The organism is Cupriavidus sp. Met-2 (genome assembly GCF_049843575.1).
In the GTDB taxonomy this organism is placed as follows: domain Bacteria; phylum Pseudomonadota; class Gammaproteobacteria; order Burkholderiales; family Burkholderiaceae; genus Cupriavidus; species Cupriavidus metallidurans.
Genome location: NZ_JBBHZL010000002.1, coordinates 373,714 through 396,447, shown reverse-complemented (window position 1 = coordinate 396,447; position 22,734 = coordinate 373,714). Strand labels below are relative to the sequence as shown.

At 63.5% G+C, this 22,734-nt stretch carries 20 protein-coding genes, 1 tRNA gene and 1 pseudogene; 12 read left to right on the top strand and 10 right to left on the bottom strand.

What is annotated here, in order from left to right:
• Window positions 1-14: 14 nt before the first annotated feature.
• The 6 genes from hflX to WD006_RS07035 all read left to right on the top strand — a co-directional run bounded on the left by hflX (window position 15) and on the right by WD006_RS07035 (window position 7,105).
• Window positions 15-1,250: a GTPase HflX gene (hflX, locus tag WD006_RS07060; RefSeq protein ID WP_011516813.1), complete on the top strand. Its 1,236-nt coding sequence runs from the start codon at window positions 15-17 to the stop codon at window positions 1,248-1,250.
• Between the two features lie 105 nt (window positions 1,251-1,355).
• Complete coding sequence (hflK, locus tag WD006_RS07055; RefSeq protein WP_029307564.1) at window positions 1,356-2,699, top strand: FtsH protease activity modulator HflK; 1,344 nt, start codon at window positions 1,356-1,358, stop codon at window positions 2,697-2,699.
• A gap of 11 nt (window positions 2,700-2,710) precedes the next feature.
• Window positions 2,711-3,613 (top strand): protease modulator HflC, encoded by a 903-nt coding sequence (gene hflC, locus WD006_RS07050; protein WP_011516811.1) that lies wholly within the window; start codon window positions 2,711-2,713, stop codon window positions 3,611-3,613.
• Between the two features lie 121 nt (window positions 3,614-3,734).
• Window positions 3,735-4,886 carry an ATP phosphoribosyltransferase regulatory subunit gene (locus WD006_RS07045; RefSeq protein ID WP_029307565.1) on the top strand — a complete coding sequence of 384 codons (1,152 nt, stop codon included), beginning with the start codon at window positions 3,735-3,737 and terminating at the stop codon, window positions 4,884-4,886.
• A gap of 179 nt (window positions 4,887-5,065) precedes the next feature.
• Window positions 5,066-6,409, top strand: coding sequence for an adenylosuccinate synthase (locus WD006_RS07040; protein WP_011516809.1), 1,344 nt, complete (start codon window positions 5,066-5,068; stop codon window positions 6,407-6,409).
• A gap of 126 nt (window positions 6,410-6,535) precedes the next feature.
• Window positions 6,536-7,105, top strand: a complete 570-nt coding sequence (locus WD006_RS07035) for a phosphoribosyltransferase (RefSeq protein WP_029307566.1) — start codon at window positions 6,536-6,538, stop codon at window positions 7,103-7,105.
• Between the two features lie 130 nt (window positions 7,106-7,235).
• Here WD006_RS07035 and WD006_RS07030 read toward each other — a convergent pair whose 3' ends face one another.
• The 3 genes from WD006_RS07030 to WD006_RS07020 form a co-directional block, all read right to left on the bottom strand.
• A complete protein-coding gene (locus WD006_RS07030; RefSeq protein ID WP_029307567.1) occupies window positions 7,236-7,847 on the bottom strand; it encodes an NAD(P)-dependent oxidoreductase in 612 nt (203 codons plus the stop codon).
• Window positions 7,848-7,910: 63 nt separating this feature from the next.
• On the bottom strand, window positions 7,911-8,345 hold the full coding sequence (locus WD006_RS07025; protein ID WP_008643779.1) for an Rrf2 family transcriptional regulator: 435 nt from the start codon (window positions 8,343-8,345) through the stop codon (window positions 7,911-7,913).
• A 263-nt stretch (window positions 8,346-8,608) separates the two neighbouring features.
• A tRNA-Leu gene (locus tag WD006_RS07020) sits at window positions 8,609-8,695 on the bottom strand.
• A 69-nt stretch (window positions 8,696-8,764) separates the two neighbouring features.
• Here WD006_RS07020 and rnr point away from each other — a divergent pair.
• Genes rnr through WD006_RS07005 form a run of 3 tightly spaced genes read left to right on the top strand, consistent with a single transcriptional unit; the run spans window position 8,765 to window position 12,919 of the window.
• On the top strand, window positions 8,765-11,395 hold the full coding sequence (gene rnr / locus WD006_RS07015; protein ID WP_425648149.1) for a ribonuclease R: 2,631 nt from the start codon (window positions 8,765-8,767) through the stop codon (window positions 11,393-11,395).
• A gap of 43 nt (window positions 11,396-11,438) precedes the next feature.
• A complete protein-coding gene (gene rlmB, locus WD006_RS07010) occupies window positions 11,439-12,182 on the top strand; it encodes a 23S rRNA (guanosine(2251)-2'-O)-methyltransferase RlmB (RefSeq protein WP_029307568.1) in 744 nt (247 codons plus the stop codon).
• 2 nt (window positions 12,183-12,184) lie between these two features.
• On the top strand, window positions 12,185-12,919 hold the full coding sequence (locus WD006_RS07005; protein WP_011516803.1) for an SIR2 family NAD-dependent protein deacylase: 735 nt from the start codon (window positions 12,185-12,187) through the stop codon (window positions 12,917-12,919).
• A gap of 63 nt (window positions 12,920-12,982) precedes the next feature.
• Here the strand turns inward: WD006_RS07005 and tal are convergent, their stop codons facing one another.
• Window positions 12,983-13,939 (bottom strand): transaldolase, encoded by a 957-nt coding sequence (gene tal / locus WD006_RS07000; RefSeq protein WP_029307569.1) that lies wholly within the window; start codon window positions 13,937-13,939, stop codon window positions 12,983-12,985.
• Between the two features lie 118 nt (window positions 13,940-14,057).
• Here tal and rpiA point away from each other — a divergent pair, with 118 nt between their 5' ends.
• Entirely contained in the window at window positions 14,058-14,744 is a 687-nt protein-coding gene (rpiA, locus tag WD006_RS06995) for a ribose-5-phosphate isomerase RpiA (protein WP_011516801.1), read from the top strand.
• Window positions 14,745-14,805: 61 nt separating this feature from the next.
• Here rpiA and WD006_RS06990 read toward each other — a convergent pair.
• Both WD006_RS06990 and WD006_RS06985 read right to left on the bottom strand, forming a co-directional pair.
• Window positions 14,806-15,457, bottom strand: a pseudogene (locus WD006_RS06990) (response regulator).
• Complete coding sequence (locus WD006_RS06985; RefSeq protein ID WP_029307570.1) at window positions 15,454-17,469, bottom strand: type IV pili methyl-accepting chemotaxis transducer N-terminal domain-containing protein; 2,016 nt, start codon at window positions 17,467-17,469, stop codon at window positions 15,454-15,456. Before WD006_RS06985 ends, WD006_RS06990 begins: the two are co-directional and overlap by 4 nt.
• A 250-nt stretch (window positions 17,470-17,719) precedes the next feature.
• Here WD006_RS06985 and WD006_RS06980 point away from each other — a divergent pair, with 250 nt between their 5' ends.
• Both WD006_RS06980 and WD006_RS06975 read left to right on the top strand, forming a co-directional pair.
• A complete protein-coding gene (locus tag WD006_RS06980) occupies window positions 17,720-18,166 on the top strand; it encodes a hemerythrin domain-containing protein (RefSeq protein WP_011516799.1) in 447 nt (148 codons plus the stop codon).
• Between the two features lie 16 nt (window positions 18,167-18,182).
• The gene (locus WD006_RS06975; protein ID WP_029307571.1) at window positions 18,183-19,517 is read left to right on the top strand and encodes a hypothetical protein; all 1,335 of its coding nucleotides are present in this window, start codon (window positions 18,183-18,185) and stop codon (window positions 19,515-19,517) included.
• Window positions 19,518-19,520: 3 nt separating this feature from the next.
• Here WD006_RS06975 and WD006_RS06970 read toward each other — a convergent pair whose 3' ends face one another.
• The 4 genes from WD006_RS06970 to WD006_RS06955 form a co-directional block, all read right to left on the bottom strand.
• A complete protein-coding gene (locus WD006_RS06970) occupies window positions 19,521-20,702 on the bottom strand; it encodes an NAD(P)H-dependent flavin oxidoreductase (protein ID WP_011516797.1) in 1,182 nt (393 codons plus the stop codon).
• Between the two features lie 118 nt (window positions 20,703-20,820).
• On the bottom strand, window positions 20,821-21,792 hold the full coding sequence (locus WD006_RS06965) for a radical SAM protein (protein WP_029307572.1): 972 nt from the start codon (window positions 21,790-21,792) through the stop codon (window positions 20,821-20,823).
• 2 nt (window positions 21,793-21,794) lie between these two features.
• Entirely contained in the window at window positions 21,795-22,286 is a 492-nt protein-coding gene (locus WD006_RS06960; RefSeq protein ID WP_011516795.1) for an AsnC family transcriptional regulator, read from the bottom strand.
• Window positions 22,283-22,732 (bottom strand): AsnC family transcriptional regulator, encoded by a 450-nt coding sequence (locus WD006_RS06955; RefSeq protein WP_029307573.1) that lies wholly within the window; start codon window positions 22,730-22,732, stop codon window positions 22,283-22,285. The genes WD006_RS06960 and WD006_RS06955 overlap by 4 nt, the downstream gene beginning before the upstream one ends.
• Window positions 22,733-22,734 lie beyond the last annotated feature (2 nt).

Sequence of the window (22,734 nt, the reverse complement as noted above, 5' to 3'; positions counted from 1 at the left end):
CTGCGTCCATCCGCTTGCAACCCAGAGCTACCTCCCAGACCGAACCGACCCGTGCCATCCTGGTTGGCGTCGACTTCGGCAAGCATGACTTCCAGGAAAGCCTTTCCGAACTGGCGCTGTTGACGACCACGGCCGGCTCGGTGCCTGTGCACACGCTGACCGGCAAGCGTTCGCGCCCCGATCCGGCACTCTTCATCGGATCCGGCAAGGCCGAGGAACTGCGGCAGGCCGCTGACGCGCTGGATGCCGATGTGGTGGTGTTCAACCACGCCTTGAGTCCTGCCCAGCAGCGCAACCTGGAGCGATTCCTGGGGCGTCATGTGATCGACCGAACCGGTCTGATCCTGGATATCTTTGGTCAGCGTGCACAGAGCCACGTCGGCAAGGTGCAGGTGGAACTGGCGCAGGTGCAGTACCAGGCGTCGCGCCTGGTTCGCGCGTGGAGCCACCTGGAACGGCAGAAGGGTGGTATCGGGATGCGCGGCGGCCCTGGCGAGCGACAGCTCGAACTGGATCGGCGGATGCTCGATGATCGAGCCAAACGACTCAAGTCCGATCTGGCGCGCCTGCAGCGCCAGCACCATACGCAGCGCCGCGCCCGGGCCCGTAATGACACGCTCAGTATCTCGCTGGTCGGATATACGAACGCCGGCAAGTCGACGCTGTTCAATGCGCTGACCAAGGCGCGGGCCTATGCGGCCGATCAGCTTTTTGCCACGCTCGATACGACCTCGCGCCGCCTGTTTCTCGACGGATTCGGCAATGTGGTGCTGTCCGACACCGTCGGGTTCATCCGGGATCTGCCGACACAACTCGTGGCGGCGTTCCGCGCCACGCTCGACGAGACCGTGCATGCCGACCTGCTCCTGCATGTGGTCGATGCATCGAGTCCAGTGCGCCACGAGCAGATCGAACAGGTCAATCGTGTGCTCGCCGAGATCGACGCCTCGGACATTCCGCAGATCGTGGTCATGAACAAGATCGATGCGGCACCAGAGCTGCTCGAACTCGGCCCCCGTGTCGAGCGAGACGAAGACGGTGTTCCAACGAAAGTGTTTGTCTCCGCCCGGGATGGCCTGGGGCTGGATGGCCTCCGCGAGGCCATCGTCGCGATGGCCCAATGGCTGTCGTCGCGGCCGGAGGCCCCGGCCCCCTATGATCCAAGGCTGGAAGGGCTGCAGCCCGCCCAGGATGGGGAGCCGTGGGACGTCGATGACGAACCAGATACCCGCCAGCAAGGTGCCAATTGATCGTTTTTGAACGAGAATCCCCGCCCGATTGGGGATTCTGGGCAAAAGTGATCAAGATGGCTGCTAGAATCCCTCTGATCCAAACTTCCCGGACCCGTGCTCTTCATGCCCCTGTTCCCTCGGAATCCTGACCCGCACATCGTGCCAGGCAGCCGCGCCCTGCGGTTTGCGCGCTGGCCGCGCCTGCGCGCCATCTTCTCGCTGAACGACCCCCGCTGGGGCCGCAACGGACAGGACGATGAAGACAAGGACAATAGCCGCCAGCAAAACCAGCGCCCGCAGGATGGCCCGCCCGATCTCGACGAGCTCTGGCGCGACTTCAATCGCCGCCTGAACGGCCTGCTGGGCCGCAAGGACAACGGCGGTGGTGGCCAGGGTTTCGGCAGTGGCCCGCGCCCGTCAGGCAAGGGTTCTAATGTCGGCATCGGCGTGATCATCGCCGCCGTGATCGGTATCTGGCTGGCCAGCGGTTTCTTCATGGTGCAGGAAGGGCAGACCGCTGTGATCCTGCAGTTCGGCAAGTTCAAGTACTCCACCGGTCCCGGTATCAACTGGCGTATGCCATGGCCGATCCACTCGGCCGAAGTGGTAAACCTGTCGGCTGTGCGTTCGGTGGAGGTCGGTCGTGCCACGTCGATCAAGGACAGCAACCTGAAGGACTCGTCGATGCTGACGCAGGACGAGAACATCATCGACGTCCGGTTCACGGTGCAATACGACATCCAGGACGCCAGCGAATTCCTGTTCTTCAACAAGACCGACCGCGGTGGCGACGAAGAACTCGTGACGCAGGCCGCGGAAACGTCGGTGCGTGAGATCGTCGGCCGCAACAAGATGGATGCGGTGCTCTACGAGAATCGCGAGCAGATTGCGCAATCGCTGGCCAAGTCGATTCAATCGATCCTCACGGCCTACAAGACGGGTATTCGTGTGATTTCCGTCAACGTTCAGAGCGTGCAGCCGCCCGAGCAGGTGCAGGCCGCATTCGACGACGTCAACAAGGCGAGCCAGGATCGCGAGCGCGCGATCAGCGAAGGCCAGGCCTATGCGAACGACATCATTCCGCGCGCGAAGGGCACGGCGGCTCGCCTGAAGGAAGAATCGGAGGCCTACCGTTCCCGCGTGGTGGCACAGGCCGAAGGTGACGCAGCGCGCTTCCGCTCGGTGCAGTCCGAGTATGCCAAGGCACCGCAGGTCACGCGTGACCGTATTTATCTGGAGACCATGCAGCAGATCTACGCCAATTCGAGCAAGATTCTTGTCGATGCCAAGTCGGGCAATAACCTGCTGTATCTGCCGCTGGACAAGCTGATGACACAGGTGCCGGGCTCGTCGGCCGCACCGTCCTCGGCAGCGCCGGGCACGAATGCGCCGGCGGTACCGGATGCGACCACGCCGGATATCCGGTCACGTGAGTCGATGCGCAACCGCGACCGCGACATTCGCTAAGGAGACCCGTCATGAATCGACTGATTTCCTTTGTCATTGGCCTGTTTATCCTGCTGGCCGTCGCTTCGTCGATGCTGTTCGTGGTCGACCAGCGCCAGTACGCCGTCGTCTTCGCTTTCGGCGAAATCAAGCAGGTCGTGCGTGAGCCCGGTCTGCATTTCAAGCTGCCGCCGCCGTTGCAGAACGTAGTGTTCATGGATCGTCGTCTGCAGACGATCGATGTCGCAGCCAACGAGCGTTTCCTGACCGCCGAGAAGAAATCGATGGTGGTGGACTGGTTCGTGAAGTGGCGCATCACCGATCCGCGCAAATTCTTCGTGGCGTTTGGTGGCAACCTGCGCGGCGCGCAGGACCGCATGACGCAGCGTATCGATGCTGTGGCGCGTGAGGAGTTCGGCAAGCGCACCGTGGCGGATGTGGTGGCGGGCCAGCGCGAGCAGGTCATGCAGAACATCCGGGTCGGTATGGCCGAGTACGCGCAGTCGGTGGGTGTCGAGATCATCGATGTGCGCCTGAAGCGTGTGGATCTGCTGCCGGCCATCAGCGAGTCGGTCTATCGACGCATGGAGGCCGAGCGCAAGCGCGTGGCCAACGAACTGCGTTCGACTGGCGCCGCGGAAGGTGAGAAAATCCGGGCCGATGCTGATCGCCAGCGTGAGGTGGTGCTGGCCGAGGCTTATCGTGATGCGCAGGTGGTCAAGGGTGAGGGCGATGCCAAGGCTTCGCAGATCTATGCCGATGCATTCGGCAAGGATCCGAGCTTCGCCCAGTTCTGGCGCAGCATGGAGGCCTACCGCAACACGTTCCGCGACAAGGGCAACGTGATGGTGCTGGAGCCCAATTCGGACTTCTTCCGCTATATGCGTTCGCCGGGTGGCAACACCGCACCGGCCCCGTCAGGTGGCAAGAAGTAGCGTGGATGGCGCACCAGGCGCCTGATCGCGTGATTCGACAGAACCCCGGATCTTCCGGGGTTTTGTCCGGCTGGAGGGCATGAACCTTTCCCGCCTGTGTTTTTGATAGAAGAGATTCCCCATGTCCAACCGCTGGCTCCTGCCCGAAAACATTGCCGATGTCCTGCCGTCGGAAGCGCGCAAGATCGAAGAACTGCGTCGCCGAATGCTGGACCTGTTCCGCACCTATGGCTATGAGTTGGTCATGCCACCAATGCTCGAGTACCTGGAGTCGTTGCTGACTGGTACCGGGCACGATCTGGATCTGCGCACGCTGAAGCTGGTGGATCAGCTTTCCGGTCGCACGCTGGGCCTTCGCGCGGATATCACGCCGCAAGTGGCCCGCATCGATGCGCACCTGTTGAACCGCCCGGGCGTGACACGCCTGTGCTATGCGGGCAATGTGCTTCACGCGCGTCCGGCGGGTTTCAATGCGACGCGCGAGCCGATTCAGATCGGTGCCGAGATCTATGGCCACGCCGGGTTGGAAGCCGACGTCGAGATCCAGGAACTGATGCTGGCCGCGTTGCAGGTGGCTGGTCTGTCGGACATTCGTCTGGACCTGTGCCATGCCGGTATTCTCGAGGCGCTGCTGGCGGCGTTGCCGTCGATTCGCCAGATCGAAGAGGCGATGTTTGCGGCGCTCGAAACCAAGGATGTGCCGGCCCTGCGCGAATTGACCCAAGGGCTGCCCGACACCGAGCGGAACGCGCTGCTGGCGCTGCCGACGCTGTACGGCGGTGTCGAAGTCATTGAGCGCGCTCGCGCCACGCTGCCTGCCAGCCCGGCCATCGGCCGTGCGCTGGACGAACTCGCGGCGCTCGCCGCGCAGGTGAGCAATGCGAGCGTGAACATCGATCTGTCCGATTTGCGCGGTTACCACTATCACAGCGGCGTGATGTTCACGGCCTATGTTTCTGGTTTGCCCAACTATGTGGCGCGTGGCGGCCGCTATGACAAGGTGGGCGAGGCCTTTGGTCGCGCTCGTCCGGCCACGGGCTTTTCGCTGGATCTGCGTGAAGTGGCGGCGTTGTCGCCTGTCGAGGTGCGAGCCCAGGCGATCTTCGCGCCGTGGGATGCCGATCCGGCGCTGCGTTTCGCCATTACCACGCTGCGTGCCAATGGGGAGATCGTGATCCAGTCGTTGCCGGGCCACACGCATGAACTCGACGAGTTCAATTGCGACCGGCAGTTGCAGCGCCAGGGCGCAAACTGGGTGGTGGTGCCTCGCTGAATTTCCTGGCCGGACGTGCGAGCCGGCCGTTTTTGGTGCTCTCAGATGACGTTTGATGCCCGTGGCGGCCTGTAATCGCCCGCATTGGACAACAATCGTCTGTCATACGCGTGCCCGAAAACCGGGAACCGTAGAACAACGAGAGTAGAATACGTTTTTAACCTTCTGACCAATTCAACATGTCCGCATCCGCAGTAGGCCAGGGACGCAATGTCGTCGTGATCGGAACCCAATGGGGTGACGAAGGCAAAGGGAAAATCGTCGATTGGCTTACCGATCATGCTAAAGGTGTGGTGCGGTTCCAGGGCGGCCACAACGCTGGCCATACGCTCATCATCGGCGGCAAGAAGACCATTCTGCGACTGATCCCGTCGGGGATCATGCGCGAAAGCACCGTCTGCTATATCGGCAACGGTGTGGTGCTGTCGCCTGAGGCGCTGTTCCGCGAAATCGAAGAGCTCGAGTCTGCCGGCCTGCAGGTGCAGAATCGCCTGCGCATTTCCGAAGCCGCTACGCTGATCCTGCCGTACCACGTGGCCATCGACAAGGCACGTGAAGCCCGCCGCGGCGCCGCCAAGATCGGCACGACGGGACGCGGCATCGGCCCGGCATACGAAGACAAGGTGGCTCGCCGCGCGCTGCGCGTGCAGGACCTGTTCGATCCGAAGCACTTCGCTGAGCGTCTGCGCGAGAACGTCGAATTCCATAATTTCATGCTGACTCAGTACCTCGGCGCCGAAGCCGTCGACTATCAGCAGATCCTGGACGAATCGCTGGCATTCGCGCCGCGCCTGAAGCCGATGGTGGCCGATGTGTCGGCCGAGTTGTACGCTGTGAATGCGGCAGGCAATAACCTGATGTTCGAAGGCGCGCAAGGCACTCTGCTCGACGTGGATCACGGCACCTATCCGTTCGTGACCTCGAGCAACTGCGTGGCCGGCGCCGCAGCGGCTGGTGCGGGCGTGGGCCCGGGTCGCCTGAACTACATCCTTGGCATCACCAAGGCGTACTGCACGCGCGTTGGCGCTGGTCCGTTCCCGAGCGAACTGTACGACAACGACAACCCTGCCCGTCAGGATGCCGTGGGCGTGCGCCTGGCCAACGTCGGCAAGGAATTCGGTTCCGTGACCGGCCGTCCGCGCCGCACTGGCTGGCTCGATGCCGCCGCGCTGAAGCGCTCGGTGCAGATCAACGGTGTGTCCGGTCTGTGCATGACCAAGCTGGACGTGCTCGATGGTCTGGAAACGATCAAGCTGTGCGTAGGCTACGAGCTCGACGGCAAGCGCGTCGATATCCTGCCGCGTGGCTCGGATGCCGTGGCCGCTTGCGTGCCGGTGTACGAAGAGTTTCCGGGCTGGAACGAATCGACCTTTGGCGTGAAGACCTGGGATGCGCTGCCCGAAGCGGCACGCGTTTACCTGAAGCGAATCGAGGAAGTGGTCGGCATTCCGATCGACATGGTGTCGACCGGTCCGGACCGCGACGAGACGATTCTGCTGCGCCATCCGTACCAGGTCGCCTGACCCGCCTGCATTACCCCGTGAGCATGATCGTGGCGCCACGAGCGCCACGGCCTCACAGATAGTCCTCGGCCCGCGATATGCGGGCCGATGCTTTATCCATTGGCCATCGATACAAGAAAAGACGCCATGAACCTGCCAATCAATGATGACGAGAACCTGTGGGTCTCGTGGGACGACTATCATCGCCTGATCGCGCGTCTGGCGCTGAACGTGCACGAGTCGGGCTGGAAGTTCGACCAGATCCTGTGTCTGGCGCGCGGCGGCCTGCGCGTGGGCGACCAGATGTCGCGCATCTTCGATGTGCCGCTGGCGATCCTGGCCACGAGCTCGTACCGCGAGGCGGCGGGCACGCAGCAGGGCGAACTCGATATCGCGCAGTACATCACGATGACGCGTGGCAATCTGTCCGGCAGGATCCTGCTGGTCGACGACCTCGTCGACTCGGGTGTCACGCTGGAACGCGTGGGACGCCACCTGAAGGAGCGCTATCCCGAGGTGACGGATGTGCGTTCGGCCGTGCTCTGGTACAAGGCTTGTTCCAAGGTGACGCCCGATTACCACGTGACGTTCCTGCCTTCGAACCCCTGGATTCACCAGCCGTTCGAAGAGTACGACACGCTGCGTCCGCATAACCTTGCAGCCTGGCTCAAGCGCGGCAAGCGCGCCAGCCTGCAGGAAGACGATTCGGCGGCCTGAAGGCCGCCGTCCCTCCTCCCGCAAGTGCGGGAGGGTAGGGGCTCGGGGAGCGTCGGGGTTCGATCTGGTCGACCCGTGCTCCCATCCTGTCTCTCAAGAATGGGGGGGCGGGTGATTGTCGCGGGTGAATTCAATACCCAACCGTGAATCTCTCCCGCACATGCTCTGGCTGCTCGATCTCATCGAGCATCGCGATGGCATAGTCCTCCATCGAAATCCAGCTCTTGCCGTCAGCGGCGACAAGCAGATCTTCCTTGCCAAGGCGGAACTTGCCCGTGCGCTCGCCGGGCGTGAACAGTGCCGACGGCGACAGGAACGTCCATTCGAGCTGAGATTCGCTGCGCAGGGCGTTCAGGAAATCGCGGCCTGCGGATGCCTCTGCCTTGTACAGGTCCGGAAACTCCGGTGTATCGATGAGTTGCACGCCTGGCGCCACGTAGAGGCTGCCCGCGCCGCCCACCACCAGCAGGCGCTTGATACCGGCCGTCTTGGCCGCATCTGTGATCTGTGCCGCTGTGGCTTGCAGAAACCGGACGGTGCTGATGACGACGTCGTTGCTGCGCACGGCATCAGCCAGTGCATTGGCGTCGGCGACATCGGCGTCGCGGGTGGTGACGCCGTCACGTGTTGGCAGTTTCGATGCCTGGCGGGCGATTGCGGTGACGGTATGGCCGCGGCGGAGTGCTTCGTCGGTCAGGCGCGTACCTACGTTGCCGGTAGCACCGATGATGGCGATCTTCATGGTCGTATCCTCTCGGAAGTGGTTGATATGAAACCAATGTGGTTACATATCCGGGCAAAAAAATCAGCGCTTGCGGCGCCGGGCGGCATGTTCGACTTCTCCGAGCATGCTGGCAATCGTGATCTCCGCGAGCGTGGCATCCATGGCGGCTTGCGCCCGATCGGCGACCACCTGCAGGGCGCCGGTGATCTCGCGGCCCACCAGGCAAGCAGGATTCGGCGCGCTTTGGTGCAGCGTGATCAGCGCAGTGGTCTCCGTGGCCTGAAACACCTCGAGCAATGTGATCTGGCTGGCGGGTCGCGCAAGCATTGCGCCGCCGGTGCTGCCCATTGTCGTGGTGACGAAGCCCGCCTCCGTGAGCGCGCCGATCATGCGCCGGATGAGTGCGGGGTTGGTTCCCACGCTGCCGGCGATCATCGACGACGGCACCGGTCCTTCGGCCTGCGCGAGCAGGGTGAGGATGTGAACGGCGACGGCAAACCGGCTACTGGTGCTCATACGGAAATCTCAATGTGAAACTATGGTAGTTACATATCGCCGGCGCGTCAAGCGACGAGTTGGCGTGGCAATACCGCGTGTTTTTCGTGATGGACGCTACGAGAGTGGCGAGATAATGCCGGAATCGGCACTGAAGCTGATACACTCATCCACGGCTTTGCGCCATAGAGAGAGTGAACAAAAGAGAGGAACGAGATTTGAAGGATTCGGCGACGCAAAAACAAAAAACCCGCAACGTGTGTTGCGGGTTTCTCGCCAAATCTTGGTGCCCAGGAGAGGACTCGAACCTCCACAGTGTTGCCACCGCTAGGACCTGAACCTAGTGCGTCTACCAATTCCGCCACCTGGGCAGGTGTCGAAACAACCGAAGCGGCCATTATAGCGACCGTAAAACGTTTGTCAAACAGTTTCGAGAAAAATTGAATCAGAACAACTATCCGATCCCCAGCCGGGAAGAAATCCTTGGCGTACTGAGAACTTCGGGGTCGCCCCTGTCGGCCGGCGATATCGCCAAGGCCCTGGCCGTCACGCGCAAAGAGCATGACGGCTTTCAGAAACGGCTCGCCGCGATGGAACGCGACGGCCAGATCGAACTCAATCGCAAGGGCCGCTATGAGCTGGCCCATCAACCCAATTTCGTGCTTGGCCGCGTGCAGGGCCATCGCGACGGCTTCGGCTTCCTGATTCGCGACGACGGCGAGGACGATATCTTCCTGCCCGAGCGCGAGCTGCAGAAGGCGATGCACAACGATCGCGCGCAGGTGCGCGTGGTTGGCTATGACCGACGCGGCCGTCCGGAAGGGCAGATCGTCGAGATCGTGGAGCGTGCCAATCGCTTCGTGATCGGCCGACTGCTGTCTGAAAATGGCGTGCTTGTGGTGGCGCCGGAAGACAAGCGCATTGGCCAGGACATCCTGATTCCGCCCAAGGCCCAAGGCAAGGCGCGCGTGGGGCAGGTGGTCAGCGTCGAACTGATGGAATGGCCTGATCGCTACGTGCAGCCGGTGGGCCGCGTGGTCGAGGTGATTGGCGATATCGACGATCCCGGCATGGAGATCGAGATTGCCGTGCGCAAGTATGGCGTGCCGCATCAGTTCTCGCCCGCTGCCGTCAAGGAAGCACAGGGGTTGCCCGATGAGGTGCGTCAGGCCGACCTCGATCATCGCATCGACCTGCGCGACATTCCGCTGGTCACGATCGATGGCGAGGATGCGCGCGACTTCGACGATGCCGTCTATTGCGAGCAGGTCAAGATCGGCCGTGCAAAGGGCTGGCGTCTGATCGTGGCGATCGCCGACGTGTCGCACTACGTGCGGCCGGGTACGCCGCTCGATGCCGATGCGCTGGATCGCGCCACGTCGGTTTACTTCCCGCGCCGCGTGATTCCGATGCTGCCGGAGAAGCTGTCGAATGGCCTCTGCTCGCTGAACCCGAACGTCGACCGTCTGTGCATGGTTTGCGACGCGGTGATCACGGCCAAGGGCGAACTCAAGGGCTACCAGTTCTATCCGGCGGTGATGCACTCCGCGGCACGCCTGACCTACAACGAGGTCTGGTCGGTTCTGTCGAATACCAAGGGGCCCGAGGCCCACAAGCGCGCGGAGCTGGTGCCGCATCTGCAGAACCTGTATGAGCTGTTCCAAGTTCTGCTCAAGGCTCGCCGTGCCCGTGGCGCGATCGACTTCGACACCACCGAAACCTATATCGTCTGCAACGCGCAGGGCAAGATCGAGCAGATCTTGCCGCGCACTCGCAACGACGCGCACCGTCTGATCGAAGAGTGCATGTTGACGGCTAACGTCTGCGCGGCCGACTTCCTCGAGCGATTCAAGCATCCGGCGCTGTACCGGATTCACGCGGGTCCGAGCGAAGAGAAGCTCAAGAATCTGCGCGAGTTCCTGAAGACCGCTGGGCTGTCGCTTGGCGGTGGCGACAAGCCGCAGGCCTCGGACTATGCCGAGGTCATGGACAAGATCAAGTCGCGTCCCGATGCGCCGATGTTGCAGACGATGCTGCTGCGTTCGATGCAGCAGGCGGTCTACAGCCCGGACAATATCGGCCACTTCGGCTTGGCCTACGAGGCGTACGCGCACTTCACCAGCCCGATCCGCCGCTATCCGGACTTGCTCATGCATCGTTCGATCAAGGCGATCCTCGCGCATACGAAGTATCGGCCGGCCTTTATCCAGGGGACGGAGCTCAATACGCAGATCTCGCCGAAAGCGCGCCGGATGCAGGCCGCCGATGCCGAGAAGCGTGCCGAGAACGTTGCCGCGCGCGCGAAGCGCGACGAGGGCGTCTGGGACGAACTGGGGTTGCACTGCTCGGCCAACGAGCGTCGTGCCGACGAGGCATCGCGCGACGTGGAGGCCTGGCTCAAGTGCTACTTCATGCGCGACAAGCTGGGCAGCGATTTCGCTGGCACGATCAGCGCGGTGACGTCGTTCGGCATCTTCGTGCAGCTCGACGAGCTGTATGTGGAAGGCCTTGTGCACGTGACGGAACTGGGTAGTGACTATTTCCAGTACGACGAGGCGCGCAACGAACTGCGTGGCGAGCGGACTGGTATCCGCTATCGGCTCACCGATCGCGTGCGCGTGCAGGTGTCGCGCGTCGACCTCGATGCCCGCAAGATCGACTTCCGTCTGGTGCAGGAGCCGTCCGCCAAGACGCTGCGCGCCCGGGCCGGCGTGCCCGAGCAGCCGCGGGTGCCGGCTGCCCACGCGGTGCCGGCGCGCAAGAAGGGACGCCAGCTTGCCGCGTTGCTCGGTGGCACTTCGAAGCCGGAAGAATCGTTCGACGAAACGCTCGACCGTGTGATCGAAGAGCAACCGGTGTTCGAGGCGGTCATCACGCCGCTCAAGCCGCGCGACGCCCATGTCGGGCATGCGCCGCATGGCCGCGGGTCGGCGAAGAAGGCGCAGTCAGGCAAGCCCGCAAAGCGAGCGGCCAAGCCAAAGCCGGCGCATCTGAAGACCGAACGGCAGCCGACGACCAAGCGCGCGCCCAAGCCCGCCGGCAAGAGCACGCGGCCGGCCCGCAAGCGCTAATCTGGCGCGTTTGAAGTTGGCCATGGCGGGTACAATGCGCGCCATGGCCAAACACAAACTCCTGATCGGCTTTCATGCCGTCAACGCACGCCTGCGCCAGAACGCGCAGAGCGTGTCCGATATCTACATCGAAGCGAATCGCCGTGACCGGCGCATGCAGGACTTTATCCGCCTGGCGGAGAGTCTTGGCGTGACGCTGCATCCGGTTGATGCCGAGCGCCTGCGCGGCATGGCCGGCACGGATCGCCACCAGGGCGTGGTGGCGCGGGCCGATGATGTCTCGCTTGCGCTCAACCTCGACGAACTCCTGGATGGCATCGAAGGCACGCCGCTATTGCTCGTGCTCGACGGCGTCACCGATCCGCACAACCTCGGCGCATGCCTGCGCGTGGCCGATGGCGCTGGCGCTCACGCGGTGATCGCGCCGAAGGACCGTAGCGTGGGTCTGAACGCCACGGTGGCGAAGGTTGCCAGCGGCGCGGCCGAAACCGTGCCGTACATCACGGTGACGAACCTTGCGCGCACGCTGCGCGAACTGCAGGAGCGTGGCATCTGGGTGATCGGCACGGCTGACGGCACCGAGAAGGCGCTGTACGACGTCGACCTGAAGGGACCGACCGCCATCGTCATGGGCGCGGAAGGCGAGGGTATGCGCCGCCTGACGCGCGAGACTTGCGATGAACTGGTGGCAATTCCGATGGCGGGGGGCGTCGAGAGCCTGAACGTGTCGGTGGCCAGCGGCGTGTGCCTGTACGAAGCGGTGCGTCAGCGCCGTCTGCCGCGCTGATCATGGATAGCCTCGCCCTTGAGCAGGCGCGTGGCTGGGTTGCCGAGGCCCGTCAGATCTTTGTGCTGACGGGTGCCGGGATTTCCGCGGAGTCCGGTGTGCCGACGTTCCGCGATGCGCTGACCGGCCTATGGGAGCGCTTCGATCCCGAGGAACTGGCGACGGAAGAAGCGTACCGGCGTCAACCAGCGCTGGTGTGGCAGTGGTATCAGCACCGGCGCGAGCTGGTGGCGGCGGCCCGGCCGAATCCAGCCCACCATGCGCTTGCGGTGCTGGCCCGGCTGAAGTCGATGACGCTAGTGACGCAGAATATCGATGGCCTGCATCAGAAGGCGGGTAGCGAGCAGGTGGTGGAGCTGCACGGCAACCTCTTCGCCAACAAATGGCTTGATGGCTGTGGTCGTTGCGATACCGTGCCGCCGATTCCGGGCGATCCCCCGCGATGCGCGATATGCGGTGCGATGATGCGTCCTGGCGTGGTGTGGTTCGGCGAGGACCTGCCGCGAGTGGCCCGTTTCCGCGCCGACCATGCGGCCGAGTCCTGTGACCTCTGCCTGGTTGTGGGCACGTCGGGGCTGGTGTATCCGGCGGCGGCGCTGCCGGGTGTGGCGAAGGAAAACGGCGCGCGTGTGATTGTGGTGAATCCGAAGCCGTCAGCACTGGACGAGACGGCGGATATCGTCCTGCCCGCGCCGGCGGGTGAATGCCTGCCGTTGCTCTGGCCGCAGGCAGTCTGAACGACTGTTCGACTGCGGATCCGCGGCTCCCTCCAAGGTGTTGGATAGAGCCGCGATCCCGACTCAACCGGCCAGTTCGCCGACGAGTTTTTCCAATTTCACCGCATCGGCTGCAAACAGGCGGATACCTTCGGAGAGCTTCTCCGTTGCCATCGCATCTTCGTTGAGTTGCCAGCGGAAGGCGGGTTCATCTGCGGCGATTCGCGCGACGTTGCCGGCCTGTGCCTGTTCCACGGACAGCTTGAGCGCAACGGCACTCTGTCCGCCTGCAAGCTGCTCGAGCAGTTCCGGACTGATCGTCAGCAGGTCGCAGCCTGCCAGCGACAGGATCTGATCGGTGCCGCGGAAACTGGCACCCATGACCTCGGTCGCGTAGCCGAACTTCTTGTAATAGTCATAGATCTGGCGCACGGAACGCACGCCGGGATCGTTTTCGCCGCCGTTCGCCACGGGGTCCCATTTCTCGCCAGCCTGCTTCTTGTACCAATCGAGAATGCGGCCCACGAACGGGGAGATCAGCTGCGCGCCGGCCTCGGCACAAGCCACTGCCTGCGCCAGCGAGAACAGCAGCGTCATGTTGCAGCGGATGTTCTCGCGTTGCAGGACCTCGGCAGCGCGGATGCCTTCCCATGTCGAGGCGATCTTGATCAGCACGCGCTCGCGTGCCACGCCACGTTGCTCGTACAGGCCGATCAGGTGGCGCGCCTTGGCAACGGTGGCCTCGGTATCGAACGACAGACGGGCGTCGACCTCGGTCGACACGCGGCCGGGCACGATGGCCAGGATCTCGCAGCCGAATGCGATCAGGAGCTGGTCCATGACGCCATCGAGCCCCGAATTGCCGTGGTGATCACGCACGGCCTGTTCCAGCAGCGGGCGGTATTCCGGCTTCTGTACCGCCTTGAAAATCAGCGACGGATTGGTAGTCGCGTCCTGTGGCTTGTATTGCTTCATCAACTGGAAGTCGCCGGTGTCGGCCACTACCGTGGTGAACTGCCTCAGTTGTTCAAGCTCGTTCATGATTGGGTTCCGTCGGAGGGAGAGGCCATTGTAACGGCGTGGCGCGTGGCGTAAACGTCGGAGATGGGGAATCAATCCGCTACACTACGCGTTTCCCAACGCTTTTCTGGCTGTAGTCATGACTCAGGATGAACTCAAGGCGCTGGTCGCGCAAGCTGCCGCTGACTATGTGAAGCAGGAAGTGCCCGAAGGCGCCGTTCTCGGCGTGGGCACCGGCTCCACCGCCAATCTCTTCATCGACGCCGTGGCGGCGTTCAAGGAGCGCTTTTCGGGCGCGGTGTCGAGTTCCGAGGCCTCCACACGCCGCTTGCAACAGCACGGTTTCAATGTGCTCGATCTGAACGAGGTCGACAGCATTCCCGTCTATGTCGACGGTGCTGACGAGATCGACAACTCGGGCGCGATGATCAAGGGCGGCGGCGGTGCGCTGACGCGCGAGAAGATCGTTGCCTCGGTGGCGGACCGATTCGTCTGCATTGCCGACGGCAGCAAGCTGGTGCCGACGATGGGCGCGTTTCCGCTGCCGGTCGAGGTGATCCCGATGGCACGCGCAGCGGTGGCCCGTAGCCTGGCGGCACTAGGCGGTCAGCCGCGTCTGCGCATGACCAAGGAAGGCGGCATCTACAAGACCGACAACGGCAACGTCATTCTGGATGTCTCGGGCCTGAAGATCGAGAACCCGAAGGCGCTGGAGCAGCAAATCAACCAGCTACCCGGCGTGGTGACCGTTGGTCTGTTCGCTCTGCGCGGAGCAAATGTGCTGTTGCTGGGTACCGAACAGGGCGTGCAGCGCTCGGATTACTGAATCGCATAAGCGTCGTATGAGTGAGAGGCCGGGCGGTGATGGCCCCCCGGCTTCGAATGCCTCACGCGGTGAGCCCATGCTCCACTGCGTAGACGGCCACTTGCACGCGGCTGGCCAGATTGAGCTTCTTCAGAATGTTCTGCACGTGAATCTTGACTGTGCTCTCCGCCACGCCCAGCGCGCGCGATCATCTTGTTGCTTTCGCCGCGTACCAGTCCGCGCACAATGTCCCGCTCACGCGCCGTCAGAGGGGCCGCGTCGCCACGCTCTAGCAGGGCAGGTGCGGCCGCCGGAGCCTTGAACTGCTGCACCAGCTTGGCGGTCATCGTGTCGGAGATCACCGGTTCCCCTGCGGCAGCCCGCCGGATCGCGCTCGTCAGCGCTTCGGTCTCGATGTTCTTGATCAGGTAACCCCGCGCGCCACTGCGCAGGGCGCTGGCCAGTTCTTCTCCTTCCTCGGATACCGTCAGCACGATCACCGCGCATTCCGGCAGATCCTCCGTCAGCAGTTGCAGGGCTTCGAGTCCTGACAGGCCCGGCATATTCAGATCGAGCAGGATCACGTCCGGTCGATGCTGTTTGGCCCGCTTGATGCCTTCCACGCCATCGGCGGCTTCGTCGACCACTTCGAAATCGCTCTGCCGCTGCAGCAGCGCACGGACACCCGAGCGGAACAATGTGTGATCGTCGATCAGTAGGATACGGATGGTCATTGGGAAGACTCCTGCGCCGCCAGCAACTCGTCTGGATGCGGCATGGTTTCGCCGCGCGGCAATGATAGTGCGACGCGGACGCCAGCCCCTGGGCGGGCGTCGATCGTCAGGGTCGCGCCAAGCCGCGACGCCCGTTCCTGCATGATGTGCAGACCGACGTGCGCGCTGTCCTGGCCGTCGAATTCGGAAGGATCGAATCCTTCGCCATCGTCCTGGACGACGAGTTGGAAGTCGCGCCCCTGCGTGAGCGAGATCGTGACATGCTCGGCCATCGCATGTTTGCGCACGTTCGACAACGCCTCCTGCAGGATGAACAGCACCTGTAGCTGCTGCTCCGGCTGCAGCGGTGGCCCGCTTCCTTCGATGGTCAAATTGGCGTCCGTACGGCATTGGCGGCGGAAGCGCGCGACGGTGTCCTCCACCGCTGGGCGCATGTCGCCCGTCGTCAGCCGGGAACGGAAGTTGTGCAGCAGTTCGCGCACGTCCTGGTAGCTTTCTTCCACGCCGTGTCGCAGCAGCGGCACGATCTCGCGCGTTTCCGCATTGTCGTTCCGTTCCACCGCATCGCCGAGCAGTTGTACCTGAAGGTTCAGGAAGTTCAGGCCTTGTGCGATGCTGTCGTGCAATCCTTGCGCCACGAGATTGCGCTCTTCGACGACCGCAAGCTGGCGCGCGCTGGCGGCAAGCCGCAGGTGCTCCAGCGCCGTGCCAAGGTGGCGGGCGAGGGTTTGGAGCAGTTGACGATCGGAAGGTGGCAGTTCGCGCGGATTGCGGAAATGCAGGGTGAATGTGCCGAGCGTGCCGCGTGGAGAGTCGAGCCGGAACGCCGCCATGCCCCTGAAACCTTCGCGGCCACAGGGAGATTCTTGTGTTTCGGAGCCCTGACGCACGAACTGGCGCAGGTCCGCTACAGTGATCATGCCCGCTTCAGCTGCGGCCCCGCAGTGGCAGTCATGAATCGCGCTACAGCGGCTGTTCTCCGCCAGTGCGTCCGAAAGTCCCACCGAGGCAAGTCGGTGGAGCTTTCCGTGCGCGGCATCGATCACACGAACGGTCCCGCCGTCGGCTTCGAACTGGCGCATCACGCGCTCCAGGAATCCGCGTGCCATCGCCTCGGCATCGCTGGCCCGATTCAGGAAGGCGGTCATGTCGTAGAGGGCCTCCAAATCCCGATTCTGCCGCGCCAACTCAGCAGTCTTGCTGTCCACGCGTGCCGCCAGGTCCTGATAGAGCTCTTGCAGTTCGTCGGCCATGCGGTTGAAGCCGGCGTTCAGCGTGCCGAATTCATCACGTGTGGCGATGGGCAAGCGCAGCGAGAACTCGCGGGCAGCCATGCGCTGCAGGCCATCCTGCAGACGCAGCACGGGCAGAATGATCCAGAGATAGAGCAGATAGATCACAGCGACCGTGCCAACGCACGCGATGATCGCAAGGCTTGCCTGAGAGAGTCGCAGCAGATCGGTTTTGCTCGCGTTATCGCGTTCGATCAGTTTTACCAGGCTGTCGGCCTCATTGACGAATACTGGCAGGGCATCGATGTAGGCCGTTGCAGGCGTGGTGCTTGCGGTGGCCACCGCAAGCGGCTTCAGGCGCTGCTGCCAGTCCGTGACGACGAGGTCGAGCTTGGCCTGGATCGCGGGTTCGTCGGGCAAGAATAGCGGCCGGGCCGGATTGCCACGGCGCAACTGCGCGAGCGTGGTGTCCAGCGCCGCGACTTGCCCTGCCAGATCGTTGGGACTGCCGCTTTGGGCACGGGTCAGTTCAATGGCGACCCGGTTCGCGCGCATCCGCAGGCTCCCGGCGTCGTTGATGGCGGCGCCGGCTCCTTCCAGCTTCCAGGAGAGATACAGCGTGCCTGAGATCATCCCCAGCACCACCATCAGTGACGCAAACGACAACAGAATGATCCGGGTGGAAAGCCGGTGGCGCAGTGGCGTCAGCCGGACCGCTTCCGGCACGTGGGCGTTGTCAGGCTGGGGGGCAGTGGTATCTGGATTCGTAGGGGCTAGCATTGGGAAGGTGCGACCCGGCGGGTGATATTGCAGGGTGATACTGCAGTATGAGTGGGGACGGGCGGCCCTGCCGCAAATTGTGCCAGCGTGTGATGGTGGCTCTACTGCGCTAGATCAAGGGAGTCTTTGGTTTCAATAGGCTCAACGGGGCACGTGGTATGTCAGCGAGTTTTGGTCCCGATCAAATCCATGCTGTTAACGTGCCCCTAGCATCGTTGCCATATCAAACCATGAGATCGAGAGAAACGACATGTCCACGACCATCACCACGCTGGTGCGGCAACACCGTGATTGCGACGAAGCCATCGAGCAGGTTGAAGCCTGCGTGCGCGCGAAAGACTGGGATGCCGCAGCCGGTGCGTTTGCGCGCTTGGAATTCGCCCTGCAGGGCAATTTCAGTACCGAAGAACAGCGCTTGTTTCCGGCGTTCGAACAAGCTGTGGGGTTTAGCAATGGCCCCACCGCGGTGATGCGCCATGAACATGATGAGGTGCGTGGCCTGCTGGACAATGCGCGGGAATGGCTGGAACTGAAGGATGTTGCCGCGCTGGCGGCCGAACTCGATACCCTGGTTGTTCTTCTGCAGCAGCACAACGTTAAGGAAGAAAATGTACTGTTTCCGATGTGTCAGGCCCAGGTGAAGGGGCTGGACACGCTGTTGGCGGATTTCGCGTCGGGACCAGCCGCTCACCCTTGAGACCTCGAATCGCGCCATGGTGAAAGCCGTCAACCTCGACTACGCGAGTGCACCGCGTCCCGGCCTGGTGTTTGGCTGCCTGATGCCTGCGCCCTGGCTTGGCGTGGTAGCTGGCTTGCTGCTGGTGCTTGGCCCGGTCGACGCGCTGCCGGATCGCTTTGCGCCATTGGCATTGGCGGCCGTCCACGCACTGGCGCTAGGGATGTTGTTGCCGGTCATGCTCGGCGCCTTGTTCCAGATGATGCCGGTCGTTGCCGGGGTATCCGTTCCGTTCGCGGGCTTGGTGTCACCATTCGTCGCCGCAGCGGGCGCCGGGACCGCCGCCGCGCTCGCGGCTGGATTCCTTGGTAGCGGTGCCACGGCATTTCGCTGGGCCGTCGCGACCGGCGGGACGTTCCTGACGCTCGCAGGCCTCTTGTTGCTGGCGGCAGGCCTCAGGGTCGCCGCAGTCGATGCAACCACGCGGACGTTGGCATGGATCGGCGCCCCGTTGATCGTTACGGCACTGGGCGGTGCAGCGCTGGCTGGCCTGTTCGGCGGCATGTGGACGGTGGCGCCCGAACAGGTGCTGGCGCTGCATGTCGTCTGGGGGCTCGGCGGCTGGCTGGCGGCGCTGGTGAGCGGCGTAGCTACCACCGTACTACCGATGTTCTGGCAGACGGAGCGTCTGCCGTCCTGGCTCGAACGCTGTTTGCCTTACGGGCATTGGCTACTGCTGCTGGTCTTTAGCATTGTCGTGATTGCGCGGCCGGGCGGGGCGGTCGAGCGCTTCGCGCTCGTGCCCTGGCTCCTGTTCGCCATGGTGCTTGGCGCCTGCGCATTGAAAGCCGCATGGCGAGCGAGGCGGCGACATGACCCGCAGTGGGTGCTATGGCCAGTGTCCGCCCTGAGCCTACTGCTGGCTGCGTTGCTGGTGACCGCCAGCGCTCTGATGCCGGATCAGATGCCGGCTGCGGCGCAGTGGTGCATCGGCGTGCTGGCGCTGATTGGGGGTGGGGTGCTGCCCGTGAACGCGATGCTGGGCAAGATCGTGCCATTTCTCGTCTGGTTGCATCTACGCCGGCTGTTGCCGCCACGCGCGCGCGTCCCGGCGATGCAGGTGATCATCTCGCCGGACAGTCAGAAGAGGCAGGGGTGGATGGTGCTGGCGGCATTCCTGGTGCTGCTGGCCGTGCCGCTGGCGCCGGGGTTGCTGGCGAAGGTTGGCGGTGTACTGTTCGCCATCACGAACGGATGGCTGGGCGTGCAATTGCTGCGTGCCTTGCGCTGTATGCGCGTCATGCGCAAACAGGGGGGGCTGCCACCACGGGTGGCGGCAGCCGTGGCGGAACATGGTGTTCCGCCGAACTGAGCATCAAGCCATGCTGACGGCGCGGGCGGTATCTTCGGTCAGATCCGCCGGCTTCTCGCCTGTCAGCAGATAGTGCATCAGGTCCGCAACCGGACGGATCGCCTCGCCGAAGGGTAGCGTGCCCTTGCCACGGAAGAACAGGCCACGCTCCACATCGCCACGCACTGCCTGTGCCAGTTTGAGGTCGATGCAGAACTGGCCGATACGGGCGATACCATCTCGCAGGCCACAGGCCTGCAGGCAATCGAATCCTTCCAGACAATCGCGCGTTTTCGCACGGCGCTGCAAGCGGCTCTCTGTAGATAGGTACTTCGCCAGCCAGGGCGTCAGCACGGCACGGGCGGGCAGACCGGCTACGCTCGTGAATTCGCGCAACGTTTCCGGGCGCGCCGTGGCCAGTACGTGCTTGAAGGCTGGATGCGCGTCGGATTCCTCTGTGACGGCGAAGGCGGTGCCGACTTGCACCGCAGCGGCGCCTTTGTCGAGCCAATGCCGGATCTTGGTGTGGCTGTTCATGCCGCCGGCAAGAATCAGCGGGATGCTGCCCCACGTCAGGCCCAGCGTCTTGAACAACTCGCGGCACTCGTCCAGCACACGGTCGAACGAAAAGCGGTCGTCGCCAATATCCTCGATGGCTGACGCACCGAGGTGGCCACCCGCATGGGCGGGATGCTCGACCACGATGGCGTCCGGCAGTCGGCCTTTCTTCATCCAGCGGCGGATTACCAGTCCGATGCCACGCGATTCCGAGAGGATCGGAATCAACGCCACTTTCGGGTGGTCGGCGGCGAGATCGGGTAGGTCCAGCGGTAGGCCGGCACCCATGACGATCGCGTCGGCGCCGCTCTCACAAGCCTGACGAACCAGTTGCGCGTGCGAGCCGACGGCCTTCATCACGTTCACGGCGATCAGGCCACGTCCTTCCGAGAGTTCGCGCGCGGCGCGGATTTCGCGGTCCAGCGCCACCAGGTTGGCGGCCTCGATGCGTGCCTTGTCACGCGTACCGGCGGTTTGCGCCATCAGGTCGGGATGATGGTGGCGCAAGTCGATACTGGCAATGGTGCCAACGCCGTTCTGACTGGCAACGGTTCCCGCCAGCCTGTGCGCCGAAATGCCGATGCCCATGCCGCCCTGCACGATCGGCAGCAATCGCCGGCCGGCCAGCGTCAGCCAATGCTCTGTCATGTTGAATTCACCTTGTATGCGTAGTAGTGACGGGCAAGCGTGGCACAGGCTCCGTGTCCCACTCTTGTCGAATATCAAAGTAGATGCTGGCGCGTACTATCGGCGTAGCTCTGGCGAACTACGCGTGGATCAAGCGTTGCTCGGCGATGTCGCTGAACGGTCGTTCGCGTACATTGCCGCAAGTTTCATCGAGCCGAGCCGAGCCCCGATGGACGCGGCCGAGCGCATCGATCAGAAGGATGCCAGCGCCCTTGGCCTTGCTGGCGCACGCGATACGCTCGCGAATGGCCCCCAGATGGTGTGGCGCGCGTGTTGAGACCCAATGCAGCAGATAGGCGCTGCTGGCCGCGTGCTGGCTGGTGACGAAGTCGCCTGCATTGCCTTTCTGCGCTCGCATCCACACATAATCGAACAGCCACTCGAGCGAAGCACGCGTCATATCACGAAGTGATGTGTTCTGGGCGGAGTCGTGCGCGCAGTCCGCAGGGCAGGGCTGAGAGAGATGAAACCTGTCGATGCGCTCGCTGTCCGCCAGGGCCACCACCGCGGGCAACTCCGCAGCGTTCATCGGGCTCAGTGCCATGCGCATCCCGACTCTCAGGTGGGCGTTGCGGGCAGCACGCAGGCCGCGCAAGGCGCGTTGGTAGGCGTGGCGGGAGCGTTGCACATGGTTGTGCGTGTACTGCAGCCCGTCGATCTGGATACCGACGTAGTCGAGACCATAGGCAGCCAGCTTGACGGCGTTCATGCCTGTCAGGCGGCTACCGTCCGTGGACAGCAGCACATTGAGGTCCAGCTCGCGGGCCCGGGCGATGATCTTGAAGAAGTCGGAGCGTGCCATCGGATCGCTGCCAGAGAGGATCAGCGAGCGAACCCGGGCGAGATGGAGTTGCTCGAGCAACGCCAGGGACTCGGTGGTATCGAGTTCGGTGCCGGTGCCGGTGCCGGTGCCGGTGCCGGCCGTGGACGGGTCGTGCGCGCACGGATGCCAGATGACAACGGGGCTTTCGTCATTGCGGCGATCGCGGGGCAGGGCGGAGGTTGGCGCGCCGTCGCACAGCGCTTCCATGAATCGGGACACGCGGAGCATGATCAGACGTTTCCTGTGGCTGGCAGCCGAAGACCGGTTTTCTTGAGGATCCGGGTCGACCAGAGTACGTCGTGGGCCCGGCAGGCATCACCCAGCAACGCTGCGATCCGGGCGACGAGTTCCTGTGCTTCCTCCCGCGTATGCGCGTGGACCATCGCGAACAGGTTGTACGGCCAATCCGGGGCGTGGCGCGTGCGGCGGTAGCAGTGACTCACGAACGGCAACGCGCCAACGCGTTCGCCGAGCGTGTCGGTATATGCGTCGTCAACGTCCCAAACGGTCATGCCGTTGGCCCGCCAACCCAGCAAGTAGTGATTGGGCACCGCGCCGATCCGGCGCAAGGTGCCAAGTGTCTGCATGGCTTGCAGCCGCGCAATGACCTCGCTTTCGTCGATGCCGAGCGACGCGCCGATGGCGGCAAAGGGTTCAGGCACGAGTGGCAGCCCTTGTTGCGTGGCGCGAATCAGTGCGAGGTCGAGCGAATCGTGGGTCATGTCGGGAGATGGAGGTGCACGAAGTACTCGCGTTCCTTCGGAAACGGCAGGACCTTCACGCCCGCGGCCACCTCGATGCGTTCCAGGGTGGGGGTGACATCCTCCGCGCGCGCGACGGCCAGCACGAACCACAGGTTCAGGTGATGTGTGCGCTCGTAGTTGTGGGCGACTTCGGGAAAGGCATTGATGGCTTCGATCACGGCGTCCAGGCGATCGGCAGGGGCATGGCATGCGCAGAGCATGAAGCGCCCCCCAACGCGTTCGACCTGGTACATCGGCCCGAAACGCGTCAGGATTCCCGCATCCAGCAGCGCCTGCAGCCGGGCAAGCAACGTGCCCTCGTTGATGCCGAGCGACCGCGCCGCGTCGGCGTAGGGCCGACGCGTAACGGGCAGTCCGAGTTGCAAGGCGTTGATGATGCGGCGGTCCAGGTCGTCCGGCGTCATGG